This is a genomic window from Gordonia sp. NPDC003422, from assembly GCF_053588675.1.
Map to the genome: position 1 here is coordinate 1 of NZ_JBSFQL010000031.1, position 13,261 is coordinate 13,261.

The window sequence follows — 13,261 nt, forward strand, 5'->3', positions numbered from 1 at the left end:
ACGGGCACTTTCGTGACCGCACATGGGCAGTCCTTATTGGCCGTCAGCGGGCACTTTCGTGACCGCCCATGGGCAGTTTTTCATGTCCGCTGACACACATTTCTGTCGATGGTTGCGCCGGGCCGACCACGGTGCGCACGGTGGTGCGGTTCTCCGCATCGAGCCCTACCGCCGATGACACCCTGAACGTCTACTCCGCGAGGATGTGGCTGTGATGCACAAGAACTCGCCGAACAAACAGAGCGCGACGGCGAATCGGGACACGCAGCCACGACTGTGGGTTGCGGTCGTGGTTGCCATTCTCGCCGTCAGCGTGGCAGTCGTCACGGTGGTGGCATTGAGCAACTCGACAACAGCCGCCGCTGAGACTCCTGCCGAACGGTGTGCCCGCGAAACCGCTGCCTACAACGCGGCGTGGAAACAAGCGTGGGCCGCAGCGCATCCCGGCAAGACCGTCAACGACGCGCCGACACCGAATCCGCCGTATGTGTGCCACGACCCGCAGTCCACGACGCCGACCACCACCACGACCACACCGCCGATCGCCACCCCTGGCACCACGACCTCAACCCCGGCGCCGGGTCCGAACATCACCGGCCACGCTCCTACAGATATCCCGACTGCAGGCCCGACACCGATCGTCCCGGTTCCCAGCGAAACACCGTCACCCCGCCCGCGGCCTGTGAACTATATTCCGTTGACGTCGATTCTGGTGCGCATACCCACGACGCTGCCCGGCCAAGACATCGTGTTGCGCTACCACGACCGCATCCCGGACGTCGGTATGCGCGCAGGACGGTTGGGCGGCACGATCGACATCGAGATCACCCGCTACAGCCCCAGCGCCCGAACACGTTTCGAGTTCACCACAACCATCCCGGCAGGTACACGATGGCAGCGTATCGGGTCAGCCATGCAGTTGGTGACTGCCACAGGACAACGCGCAGCACTGCTCACCAAGACCGGCGCCTTCGACCTCAGCAGTGCTGGAACGAACCTCGTCGCAACATTCCGCACCGCTGGCGGCGAACTGCCATCGGTCGCCGACATCATCGCCCCCGCTCGCCACGACGCGGGCTGCCCGGTAAGTTGCAACGGGCCCACGGTCGACAACCGGACTCTAGAGACAGAGCTCGTCGATCAAGCCCTCGCGCGGTGCCGGGTCGCTCCTCTTGGCCTGACCCCGGACGAGATCCGTGGACTGCGTGCCCAGACGCTCTCCGGTGACGACGGCATGAGACATCAGAATGACCTCGGCAGCTCCCGCGAGCAACTCGTCTCACAAGGATGCACGCGGATCCGTGGCAGCGTGCGTGACTACATGATTCAGAACTTTCCGAAGCGCTTCCGAGACACAACAACCCGATGTGACCCTGCCGAGAGTGGGCCTCGCTGCGAAGGGGTCGTGGCGGTCTGCCCACCGCAGGGTGACTTGTCTTCTGCGTCGCAGAACCAGGTCAGAGACTACGTAAACGGCGTCAACAGGGTAATTCCCCCTGGTGGATATCTTGTACGGACCGGCGATCCACGTCCGGCAAATGATGGGCAGCTCCGCCGCGCCGAGCGGCGCGCCAACCCAGACAAGTATCCGCCGGGATATGAAGCCGGGCACGTTCCAGACCTTACTTGGCAGGGAGCGACGGCGTATACATTCATGGCAATGACATCATCGGTCAATCAATCGATCGGTGGGCAGGCAGGCAAGTACCCAGTTGGATATCGTGCGCGCCTGTTTGTCGTCGGAGAATGGGTCAACGGGCCAAACCAGGTTTGCATGCCCGCACCAATTCCACGTCCCGGAAGGTAGCGCCATGCCAGACTGGCACGACCTGATCAGCGCCCAACTTGAGGTGCACCAGAAGCTCATCGACGCGGGCTACCCATACGATCCAGCTGTACTCAATGAGCCCGCAACCGAGGAACAGATTCGAGTGGCTGAGGAACGCCTGGGTACACGACTGGCCGACCAACATCGAGAACTCCTGAAGATCACCAACGGATGGACCGAACAACACGGATTCAACTCGATCTTTCCCGTCGAGGATCTCGGCGACGGCGCAATCCAGCTCGGTGCCGTCGCGCCCGTAATATACGAGACGCCGTTACATGGCTCGTGGCTAGAGCGTATGCGCAACCGCGACGCCGCATGGGAACTATGCACGCCAATAGGAGATATGCCAGTGCCGGAAGGCCTTCACGACTGGCGCTGGCTCTACCCGATCGCCGAAGGGATCGACAGTGGTGGGCAAGTCCTTGCCTGCGGAATCCCCCCCGGATACCAAGCCTCTCAACGGATATACACCACCAGTACCGACCCCAAACTGGGTTTCCCTGATCTGAAGGCCTACTTTGCGTGGTGCATCGACGATGACCAACAGCAACTCGCTCGCATGACGGCAACAGACTGAGGAGTCGTCCCGTCCGTTGTGCCGACGATGAAGTCCTGCTGCTTCCTAATTTCGCAGCGAGCGTACGGGCGCGGGACTCGCTTGGAGCCAACAGTGGCCCACCAGAGGGGCAGTCGGCAGCGGCCTCTAGAGTGCGGGGGTGAGGCGTGCGTATGTGCAGAAACAAGAGCCTCTGCTCGATGCGGTCGGCATGGCAGTCGATTGGGCGGAAACTGACACCGTTGTAGTGCAGGTACCCAACAGTCGCTGCGTCGTCGATCACCCGTGGCTTGAAATGACTTCCCAGATCGAGATCGTGTGCGCGTCGGCGAAGTCGAAGTATCCTAGCCGCCCGTCTGGCGGTGTCGTGATCGCATTTGACTTGCCAGTAGCCGGGATTCTGGACATCGAGAGCGTCGCCGGGGTCGACGCGATTGTTGCTGTCCGCGCCCATGGGCCAACCGACTGGGGCACAGACGCCGACCACTCACCATGGATCACAGCGTTCGACGTCCAACACCTCGGCGGCGATGTAATCACTCCCGTACCGGACGCTAGTGCGCCGATTCAATCTACCGTGCGCGGACTCACCAGACCCCTGCACAGTCTCAACACTCGTGAGAGGCACGAGGCGGTCCAGGCGCTGACATACCTGCGGAGCAATGGCGTTGCGCTCGAAACGAATTCAGTGATGGCTGAAGCGCTCCGGAACGGATGGCTCGGCAGTTCTCTAGAACTGCGGCAGATCGCAATTGCCCTGAACGGCGGAACGAATCTTCGGTACGAGTCACGATTGCGTCCGGAAATGCTGCGCGAGTGGTTGTCTGCCGTCTGACTGGCGGCGTCCGTGTTTCTCGTCAGGCCGGAGGTTAGATCTCGCGCGGTGTTCGCCAGGAACGCCACGGTCGGCGTGGTGCTTCACCGCGAGCCGGTGACTATGGTGTCTGACTGCCGCTCAGCGCAGTCGGCGAACTGTACCGAGCGGGCTGACACCCAATGTTCTGTATTGTGCCGCAACGCCCCACAAGCAGGCGACGTAGCCTGATGGAGTGATCGCTAACGCCTCCTGCACTGGGCCGCGTGTGTCAGTGATTGTCAAGTCTTCCGAAGTTGAGTTGACAGAAGTCCCGGTTGTCGTGCCTGCTGGCCCGGTCGTCATCACCGTGACCGGTCACGTCGATCGAAGCATTCTGGTCGACGGTGTGCCCAAGAGACTCACAGCGGGCACTCAGGGGATGGTCGCGCTCGATTACACACGGTCCACGGGTTATCACCGGGTGCACGTCGACGGCTGCGTCTTCTGGTTCGCGACGGAGGACCGCAAGCTGCGCTTGGAAGGCATCACCAGGATGCTCGACGAGCTTCGGGGTCTCGGCACAGCGTGGTCTGGGCAGGCATTGTTCTCGGATGGCTCGGGCTACCTCGATCCGCACGTTGTCTACGGGTGGCTCGATGCGAACGCCGAGAGGGCTCTCGACGCAATCGAGACCGTACTCGCCGCTCCGCGAAGTGAAAATGTATCGGCTCGCATACTGAGTCGCCGGGGCGGGAATTCAGTCCTCGCCGTCCCCACTATGCGTTTCATCCGTCGGATACGTGACAGTTGTTGCATACGAGCCATTACCGTCGACCGATACTGCTGATGCACCGGAGTTTCCGGGTAGCAGGACATCGCTGTCCGTTCCGTCCGGTGCGACGCGGATCAGATAGTACTCGGCTTCTTCTCCGGAGCCCTCGCCTGCGACCAGCGATGCCGTACCGTCCGGCCCGACGACCACGTCTCCGAGGAGGAATCCGGGCAGGTCGACGGTGTGCGCTGCTCCGCCGGTGTCGACCGTCGTGATCGAGAATGCCCCGTTCTCATCGGTAGAGACGACGTACGCCGTGCCGTCGTCTGCGAACTTCGGATCGCCGTACGTTGTGCCAGGTAGGTCAATCTGGTCAGACGTGCCATCGGGATGGGCGACGATCACCGCGGCCGTGGTAACACCGGATTCGTCGTCGAAGATCGAAACAACCTGTCGCGCATCACCGTCGGGGGTGACGGTCAGCGGGCCGACGGGTTGGCCGGGGAGTTCGACGGTGTGCACGACGCCGTCGCCGTCGACCACGTCGATGCTGTACGTCTGGTCACCGGCGTCGGCTGCAAAGAGCGCGAATCCGCGAGCCATCACGGCAAACGGCTCAGGTTCGGATTCGGTGGCCGAACGAGTCATCTGATAGATCACCGTCTTGCCCTCGTGCACAACGATGGTCGGTGCGCCCACCGGTTGCCCCGACAGTTCCACCGTGACCGGCTGCTGACCGGGTTCTGCGACGGTGAGGAAGTAGGTGCCGGTGCTTTCGTCGTGGCTTGCCTGGGTGATACCACCGGTCGCGGTGGCGTTCGGATTTCCGAAGGGACTGGCGGGCAACGATATCGAGGACACCGTGCCGTTGGGTTCTACGACGTTGACCCAGTACTGGTCAGTCTCGGTGTCGTGGCTGTGCTGATAGATGACGCCGTCGGACCCCTGAACGGGGATTCCGACCGCGTCACCGGGGAGGTCGGGCCGCACCGGCTTTGCTATCGGTTTCACGGGGAGGTTCAGCGTGACGGATGTCGAATGTCCATGGCCGTCATCGGCGGTCACCAGGAAGGAATCGGTGGTGTTCTCGTCGGCAGCAGCGCGTGCTTCCGGCGTTGGCGTGTAAACGTATTCGCCGTTGGCGGGGTTGAAGACGAGTGTTCCCTTGGGGCTGGTGTAGGTGTCTCCGTCTTGGGTGACGTCGTCGCCGGTGACGGTGTAGGTCGGTTGGTCATCGTCGCGATCGATGAAGGTGAGTTGTCCGCTCACGGCGCCGGTGAAGCTCGCAGGTGCGCTGGGCGGTGACGCGGTGAGGGTCGGCGGCTGGTTGGCAGCGGGAACGGTGACGGTGATGGTCGTGGTGGTCGAGTGCCGGTCCTCGCCGAAAAGTCCTGCCAATCCATGGATGTGGAATGAGGACTCGTCAGACGCGGTGACGGTGAAGGTGTCGGTACCACCGGATTCGCGAAGAGCGTCACTCGGCTTGTAGGTGTAGTTGCCGGTTGCCTGATCGATGACGACCGTGCCGCCTTGCGTGGTGGTCGTCGGCGTCGAATAGACGAGGCGGTCCCCGTCGGCGTCGGTGACACCGATCTGGCCGGTCGCGGTCCCCGACTCCTCGTCGTAGTGGCTGGTCCAGTCGCCGGCGGTCGGGGTCTTGTTGTCCAGCAGGCTTTGTGTGCGCCGCACCCACCAGAGCAACGTCCACGACGCCGGGCGCGACGCCGGGGCGCTGCCGTTGCCGCCGAGGAGGGGAAGTCCGAAGAGAGCGAGGAATCCGAGTGCGGTGGTCCGAGGTTCGAGCGGCGTCGCGGCAGCGAGGGTGGTCGGTGGTGGGGCGGTGATCGTCGGCGTGGTCTCCGACGCCGCAAGGGTGGCGGTGGCAGCCAACGGCGTGCCGGTCGCGACGGGCGGGGTGCCTGCGCGATCGGCCGGTGTGCCCGGTACGGCTCGAGCCGTTGTTCGTTCGTTCTGGGTGTCGTGATCGGGGCTTGGTGGACGCTGGGTGTTGTCGGGGGTCGGCGGTCCCGCGACATCGATGTCGGGAGTGCCAACGGGGGCCGGGACGCCGTTGGGTGTGCCGTTGCCCGCAGGGGTGGAGGTGGTGTCGGGCGCGACGGTGTTGGTCGGCGCGGGGTCGGGTGCCGGTTCGGGTTGTGGTGGGGGATCGGTGTTGTCTGTGTTCTCGCTGGTGTCCGGGGTGACGCCGGGGCCGCCGGTTGTGTCGGTGTCGGAAGCGTCGGGCTCCGTGTTCACGTCGGCGTTCTCGTCCGTGCTTTCCGAGCCGGCGCCGGCATCATCCGCGTCGCCGTCCGAGTCGTCGTCGGAGTCGGAATCGTTGTCGTTGTCGGTCGACTCGGACGAATTCGCCGACCCGCCGTCCGAGTCGGAGGGCTCCGCGTACGCAGGACTGCCGCCATAGAGCAGGATGCTCATGCCGGCGGCGATGGCGAGGATTCTGGCCCGGTTCTTGCGACTCGTCATCGTCGGTTCCTCCTGCGGACGCGGGTCTCGGCGTGGGTACTCCTCTCACGCTGCCGTCGATGACGTCAGGGCGGTATAGCACTCGACTACCTGAACCTGAGGTGGGACTACCTAGTCGTCCCCCTTCCTCGCGCCTCAGGGAGCGGTTGGGGCTCCTCGCACCCCAGGGAGCCGATGGACACTCCGGACCTGGGGCTGTGGGTAACGAGCGCGAGACCTCAGTGCCCGTTCATCCGCCGCGCTTTTCGGGGAAGAGTGCGGTCGAGTCCGCTCGACGGGGTGATGACACGTGGGGGACGTAGGTAGGGGTCACCCGCGTCGTCGATTCCCTTGACCGGTTGATGCAGGGGCAGGAGCGTGTACTCGTCGTGCCAGGGATAGTGGCCGTTCTCGTCGGGCCAGACGACCTGCAGGGCCGGGGTGTCGGGGAAGAGCAGGTTCGCCATCAGCAGATCGTCCTTGTCGATGATCTCGATCAGCCGGACCGGGTCGTAGAAGGCGCCTGTGCTGATCTCGGCACGAGCGCACACAAGGGTGCGCCAATCGTGTTGGTGGAGCAGATCGGCCAACTCGTTCAGCAGTGCGGGTCCGGTCTGCGGATCGAGCCCGTACACGGCGAGGTCGGGTATGTCGTGCAGGACCATGCCCGCGGTGTAGGCGAACGGGCACTCGCGACCGGCGTCGACGGCGGTGACCTGCCAGCCGTCCCTGCGAATGGTCTCGATCGCCGACCGGATGTGCGGGTTGGGATGCCAGCGGGGTAGTCCGCGGATGGCCGACGCGTGATCCGACATGGTCGCTCCTTTGTTCGAAGGTGATCCCATGACAACACGGGGGTCCGACAGAAACGCTCAGCCGATCGGAACCCGCAGGATGCGGTCGTCGTTGGCGGCCGGTGCACCCCGACCGTCCGTATTGCTGGTCGAGATCCACAGACTGCCGTCGGGCGCCGCCTCGACCGCGCGCAGACGTCCGAGCTCACCGTCGAAGCGCGACGACGTTGATCCCGCCCGACCGTCGCGCAGGGGGACCGTCCACAGCCGTCGTCCGCGCAGCGCAGCAACATAGGCCGTGTCGCCGACAATCGCCAGACCTGCCGGCGACGCCTCGTCGGTCGACCAGGTCACCTGAGGTGCGACGTAGGCGGGGTCGTCGGATTCGCCCTCGTGGATCGGCCAACCGTAGTTGCGGCCCCGCACGATCAGATTGAGCTCGTCGCGCTCGTTCTGTCCGAACTCGGTCGCCCACAGTCGGCCCGCACTGTCGAAGGCCAAGCCCTCGACGTTGCGGTGTCCGTACGAGTAGACGGCATTACCGAACGGGTTGCCGGGCCATGGACGGCCGGCGCGGTCGATCCGCAGGATCTTCCCGTTGAGCAGCCGCACGTCCTGGGCGACGTCCGGTTGCGCGGCATCCCCGACCGCGACGAACAGGCTCCCGGCCGTGTCGAACAGCAGCGCACCACCGTGGTGATTGGGAGCCGTGTCCAAACCGGTCAGCAGCGGTTGTGGCGGCCCGAGCCGTCGGCCGTCGAAATCCATTCGTGCGACGCGGTTGTCGGAGGCGGTCGTGTAGTAGACGTACACCCCGGACTCGTCACCGGGGGCCAGTGCGATGCCCTGCAACCCGCCCTCACCGCGCGGCGCCACCCCGGCGACATCGCCGATCGTGGTGACCTGACCGGTCGGGGAGACGCGGACGATCGCGGCGTCGTCACGCTGGGTCACCAAGGCGTCACCGCCCGCGAGGAACGCCATGGCCCACGGGACGTTGAGGCCGTCGGCGATCGTCGTGATGCCCGACGGCGGAGTCGTGGGTGGTGCCTGCTGATCCGACTGCGCGCACCCGGCGACCAACCCGACACCGCCCAGAGCCGTCGCGGTCAGGAACGTGCGCCGATCGATGGCCATGGCTCCAGCATGCCGTAATCGGCGGTGTTCACCGCGCCGATCGTCTGGCGATCTCGATGACCTCGTCTTCGGTCGGCGGACTCTGCGGGTGGTAGGAAAGGCAGAGTGGAGTCTCGACCTTCACGAACGGACCGCCGTCGATCGCGCTGTAGAAGGTGCCGGTTGGCAGACGTCCGACGTCGGAGACATTGCTGCCCTTGCGTGACGCGAGCTCCTTGGCCGCGGCAACCTGGGTCGGATGATTGAGCAGCCCGAAGAACTGGGTTGACGCATTGCCGCTGATCCGGTTGTGGATTCCGGTCGGGGACTGCGTCGCGAAGATCAAGCCGAGCCCGTACTTGCGCGCTTGTGAGGCGAGTGCGAGTGTGCTCTGCGTGGCCGCCGTTGTGCCCGGCGCAGGTGCAAAGTTCTGTGCTTCGTCCATGACCAGGAGGCCGCCCAGTGGTCGGTCGGTAGCCGGGTTCTTGCGGATCCAGGCGAACAGGGCCATCTGCAGCTGGTTGACGAAACTTGCTGCGCGATCGCCGGTTCCGAGCCCGGCGAGGTTGATGACAGAGATACGGGCCCGAAATCCGGGTGTTGGCGTCAGTAGGTAACCGGGATCCGCCGGTGCGGCATCGCCGCCGAAGACGGGGTCGTTTGCCATGGATGCCTTCAGGTTCTCGGCCAGATCGACGGCGAGCTTGGGCGCCTCGGCCAGCGTGCTCACATTCTCCGGCAGTTCCGACAGCATGGCGATGAACGACTCGAGACTGCCACCACCTCGTCGTCCGAATGCGTTCATCGCTTGTCGCAGTACGGCTTCCGATCGAGTTGCCTTCGCAGTTCGGCCCGCTATTCGCGCTCTTGGTGCGATGGCGGCGACCGCCGCGTCAACAGCAGCATCGAACTCGTCGCTGTCGCCCGCGATGGCCGAGAAGTCGGGCAGTGGGCGGAAACTCAACGGGCGACCGTTGTTTCGACCAGGTGTGAATACCGCCACCTCGGTGTCGGCAAAGTACCGGTGCGCGAGTTCACGGTCGCCGGGCGCCCACTGTCGCGCAGCGCCGTCAGACCACGGCACACCCAAGCGGGCCAGGTCGTTGTTGATGTCGAGTACTATCGACGAGACGCCATGAAGCGCCGCCTCTTCCACGATTCGACGAATGAGGACGGTCTTGCCCGACCCGGAGCCGGCGAAGATTGCGGTGTGTTTGCGCATGGCGGCCAGGGGCAGCACGACACTGTCCCCAGCAGTCCCGCGGCCCAGGACGATCGAATCGCTCGTCGCCTCTCCCGACGACGTTTTCTCGCTCTCTGCCTCGGATGTGCCGACGTCCTGTTCGGTGTCGGTGGTCCGCGTCGACGTCGATTCGCTTGCCGCCGTGAGTACAGTTGCAAGACTCTTGATGTCGTCGACCGGACGTCGAGCGACAATCCATTCGTGAAGATGTGGCGACCGCTCCGACCGCAGCTGAGCCAATGCCATCAGGGCACGGATGTCGTCCTGCGACCATGCGACCACGAGCCCACCGCGCGAATCGAGTTCGTTGACCATCGACGCGGTCTTGGGTCCGCTCGGCCACGCCTCTCTCCGAAGGATGACGAGGGTCCGCGCGATTCCTCCCAGACTCAAACCGGCTTGATTGGTGGCGTTCTGCAGTCGCGTCTGTACGGCGCGGGCATTCGTGGCCGCGATTGCCCGGAAGCTCCAGGACTGTTCGATGTCGCGATGGGGGTCGATGACTTGCTTGATGCGTGCGTGCAACACTGCTTTCGGGCTCGGCTTCGCGTCCAGATGCCAGCCGCCGGTATCGTCCGGCAGGGCTTCGATCCATGCGGCGAGACCCGCCTGCAGAATCGGCGGTACCACATGATCCTCGGATTCACCGGCAAGTGCTGGTGCCGGGTCGACGGTCTTGATCAGCTCGGCATAGCGCCGATCGAGCTGTCCGAGAACATCATCCGTAGGAGGCTTGGTGACGAGGGGCTCTTCGATCTGATCGGTCGACGTCGTGACGGCGCCTGCGAGCGAGGTGATCTCGCTGAAATTGTCCGCGCGAAGTTGGCCGGCGATCTGTCGATCCACCGACATCATCAGCTCGCGTGGCGTGTACTTGTCGGTCTCGGTCAAGGCGGTGTCTGTCACCGGCCAGGTCGGAAACGGCGGAGTGAAACCGATGGCGTCGAAACACGGGGTGAATCGCTTCGTGAGGAGCAGTCGCCCGAATTCGGTATCGGTGGGACGCTGCAGGGTCGGCGGCAAGCGGAAGCGATCGATGGCCGATCGCATCACGTGACTTTCGAGGTACTCCCATGCGGCGGTGATCGACGAGACGACCGAGACGGTGCGACTCATGGTGTCGCGCAATTGCATCAGCCCGTGCGCGACCTTCTCGACGATGCTCTCTTCTCCGGGCAGTGCGGACTTGCCCGCTTCGATCAAGGTGTCGATCTGGTCGATGGCGAGGACTGCGGCGTCGTCGAAAGCGACGATCCGCGAGATGTTCTCGGCGATCTCCTGATAGCCGAGACGTGCGTTGCGAATTCCCCATTCAGCCAATTCGTCGACGTCGTCGACGTCGAGGTGCAGGAAGGCCTCACCCAGGTCCTTGGTGGCAAAGTCGTCGGATTCCAGCAGCACCAGCGCACGCAGAATGTGTTGCGAGCGCCGCCGATGCCGGGAGTGCCGGGTGTAGACGCCGTGGACGAAGTCGTCGAGGGTGTCGGGAGTCAACTGCGCACTGCCTGTCACGGCACGACGGGTGGCCTCGCCGACCTCGGCATCGCGTGCCAGCCTATCGAGTAACTGGTTGAGCTGAGATCGATGCGTCGGCGTCGGACGGCTCAGGTCTTCGAGGATGGCGATGACCACGGATTTCCAGAAGTCGCTTCCGTCAAGGAGTTTCACCAGGAAGAAGTAGCCGCCATCGGTATGCACACGCTCGCGCACCTGGCCGAGCAGGTGCGTCTTTCCCGAACCTGCCGGACCACGAACGGCAACCCCGATCGGGCTGCCCGCGACCGATCTCCGCGCGTCTTCGAACGCACGCAGGATCTCTTCCAGGGTGGCCTCATGGAGACCGCCGACGTGATATGGCGCAGCGGCGCCCCAGACGTCGTCGGGAGTGTCGGCCCAATCGAGTCGGATGGCTTCAAGCGCGCGGCGAATTCCGTTGTCCATCAGACCTCCTCGATGGCGAACAGATGGCATCGTTGGGTGCCGACCAGGACCGCGGTGGCACGGTCGATGTCGGTCAGCAATGCCTGATCCTCTTGCGGGATGAGGCTCACGCCCGCACGACGCTGTAGTTGGATCGCGGCGTCGTCGAAGGCCTCCGGTTCGATTCCGGCGGCGGTGCGAAGCTTGGCGATCTCGACGAACTCCCCGGGATGGGTTGCCAGCGAATGGTAGGCCGCAACGAAACGCTGAGATGGGTCGGCGGTTGAGCACTTGGCTGATTCATCTGGCCGGGGGCGACCGAACAGCTCATGCAGTCGGAGATCCTCGTCTGCGAGGTACCGTCCGATGCCGGCGAGTACCGAGTACAACGCCCGGTACGGCGGCAGCGACCTGTTGGGTGGGCTCGCCATGAGTTCAGTTGCACACCAGGCCCATCCGCGGTCGGTCAGGGCGTGATACCACGCGTTGCGCGCACCTTTCCTCGATTCGATCAGGCCGTGGCGCAGCAGGGTGTCACGTCCGCGTTTGTCGAGCGACGGTCCGATCTTCGAGAGATCCGGGTTGGCGATCTCACGCGACTCGGCCATGAGCACGAAAAGGATCGCGCTCAGTGTCGGCGTCAGTTGCGGGTGTTCCACGTCGGATGCTCCTCGGTTGATGGTGAGGTCATAGGGTCGGTCCGTTGGCCGAGGACGAGACGTATCTCGTCGACGACCTGATCGATGGATTCGAGGACCTGCTCGTTGGTGTAGCGCAGCACAAGGTGACCGCTTCGTTGGAGCATGTTGTCGCGGATGCGGTCTCGGGTGTATTTGTCCGGGCGGCGGTGATCGGGCCCATCGACCTCGACCACCAGGCGCTGTGCCATCCACAGGAGATCCACGATCACCGTGGGCGCCAACGGATCATCGAGCGCCGGACTTCTGTTCCATCGCCGTTGGTGAGCCCACGGCTGTCGCGAGAGCGCACGTTCCAACGACTGTTCGGCGATACTGTGCGGAGCGGGCGAGCCCGGGCGACGGGACACCGTGAGCACGGGAGCGGCGGGCTCAGGCTTCATCGCACCCGAGTCGCCGACCGGCAGGTGGCCGCCACCGAGCCGGATCAACGGAATTCGGGTGACCGTGGGCAGGGCGTCCGCGGTGAGCCACACGGTCAGACCTCCGTGCTCGGCCAGCCATTCGCAGGCGGTGGCTGCCGCGGACTGTGCGAGGGCGGTGAGATCAGAGTCCGCGCGGACGGCGAGAACGACGTCGGGTCGGCCGTAGGTGTGCCGGAGCAGCCGCATCAGACCATCGGCTCGCACCTCGAGTGCCGCGCGTTGCGGCGGCCGACGACCCGCGGCGGCGGCCCGCGCCAACTCGACGATGATCGAGGTCGGCAGGCCGGTCGTCGAGCACAGGTGACGCGCGCGTTCGTCGGCGTCGGCAACATCCATCAGCGTCGCGGTGTCGCTGTCGGGCAGCCAACCGGGGAACAGGCCGACAAGGATGTCCTCGAGTGCGCAGAGTACTTCCGACACCACTTGACGAGCGCTGCGGTGGTCGGGCCCTCGATAGTCGAGGATCACCGGTAGGTCCTCGGAGACAGCGTCGACGAGAAGATCGAGCCCGTCTGCATCGATGTCAGCGATGCGCAGGACATGTCCCGGGCGTAGAGCTGGGGCGACCTGCGCCGACGAGACCACGTTCATCGGTGACTGAATATAGCCGCAGACTCGGACATCGGCTCGGGTGGAGCAACCGGCTC

The 13,261-nt window shown here is 64.5% G+C and carries 10 protein-coding genes; 4 read left to right on the plus strand and 6 right to left on the minus strand.

The window, feature by feature from the left end; genetic code table 11:
- The first annotated feature begins 68 nt into the window (after nt 1–68).
- The 4 genes from ACWDTF_RS21305 (at nt 69) to ACWDTF_RS21320 (ending at nt 3,222) form a co-directional block, all read left to right on the plus strand.
- On the plus strand, nt 69–215 hold the full coding sequence (locus ACWDTF_RS21305) for an MspA family porin (protein WP_449755031.1): 147 nt from the start codon (nt 69–71) through the stop codon (nt 213–215).
- Nucleotides 212–1,807 (plus strand): hypothetical protein, encoded by a 1,596-nt coding sequence (locus ACWDTF_RS21310; RefSeq protein ID WP_433256103.1) that lies wholly within the window; start codon nt 212–214, stop codon nt 1,805–1,807. Before ACWDTF_RS21305 ends, ACWDTF_RS21310 begins: the two co-directional genes overlap by 4 nt.
- 4 nt (nt 1,808–1,811) lie before the next feature.
- The gene (locus tag ACWDTF_RS21315; protein ID WP_355277793.1) at nt 1,812–2,408 is read left to right on the plus strand and encodes an SMI1/KNR4 family protein; all 597 of its coding nucleotides are present in this window, start codon (nt 1,812–1,814) and stop codon (nt 2,406–2,408) included.
- 154 nt (nt 2,409–2,562) lie between these two features.
- Nucleotides 2,563–3,222 carry a hypothetical protein gene (locus tag ACWDTF_RS21320; protein ID WP_449755032.1) on the plus strand — a complete coding sequence of 220 codons (660 nt, stop codon included), beginning with the start codon at nt 2,563–2,565 and terminating at the stop codon, nt 3,220–3,222.
- A 718-nt stretch (nt 3,223–3,940) separates the two neighbouring features.
- On the opposite strand, the gene ACWDTF_RS21325 is transcribed toward ACWDTF_RS21320, so the two are convergent.
- The 6 genes from ACWDTF_RS21325 to ACWDTF_RS21350 all read right to left on the minus strand — a co-directional run bounded on the left by ACWDTF_RS21325 (nt 3,941) and on the right by ACWDTF_RS21350 (nt 13,205).
- Nucleotides 3,941–6,439, minus strand: a complete 2,499-nt coding sequence (locus tag ACWDTF_RS21325) for an Ig-like domain-containing protein (RefSeq protein ID WP_449755033.1) — start codon at nt 6,437–6,439, stop codon at nt 3,941–3,943.
- Between the two features lie 218 nt (nt 6,440–6,657).
- Nucleotides 6,658–7,233 carry a DUF4262 domain-containing protein gene (locus ACWDTF_RS21330; RefSeq protein ID WP_240860238.1) on the minus strand — a complete coding sequence of 192 codons (576 nt, stop codon included), beginning with the start codon at nt 7,231–7,233 and terminating at the stop codon, nt 6,658–6,660.
- A 57-nt stretch (nt 7,234–7,290) separates the two neighbouring features.
- Complete coding sequence (locus ACWDTF_RS21335) at nt 7,291–8,349, minus strand: PQQ-dependent sugar dehydrogenase (RefSeq protein ID WP_449755034.1); 1,059 nt, start codon at nt 8,347–8,349, stop codon at nt 7,291–7,293.
- A 28-nt stretch (nt 8,350–8,377) separates the two neighbouring features.
- A complete protein-coding gene (locus tag ACWDTF_RS21340; protein WP_449755035.1) occupies nt 8,378–11,512 on the minus strand; it encodes a helicase HerA domain-containing protein in 3,135 nt (1,044 codons plus the stop codon).
- A complete protein-coding gene (locus ACWDTF_RS21345; protein WP_355277779.1) occupies nt 11,512–12,150 on the minus strand; it encodes a MarR family transcriptional regulator in 639 nt (212 codons plus the stop codon). The genes ACWDTF_RS21340 and ACWDTF_RS21345 overlap by 1 nt, the downstream gene beginning before the upstream one ends.
- A complete protein-coding gene (locus ACWDTF_RS21350) occupies nt 12,132–13,205 on the minus strand; it encodes an endonuclease domain-containing protein (RefSeq protein WP_240860230.1) in 1,074 nt (357 codons plus the stop codon). Before ACWDTF_RS21350 ends, ACWDTF_RS21345 begins: the two co-directional genes overlap by 19 nt.
- Between the last annotated feature and the right edge of the window lie 56 nt (nt 13,206–13,261).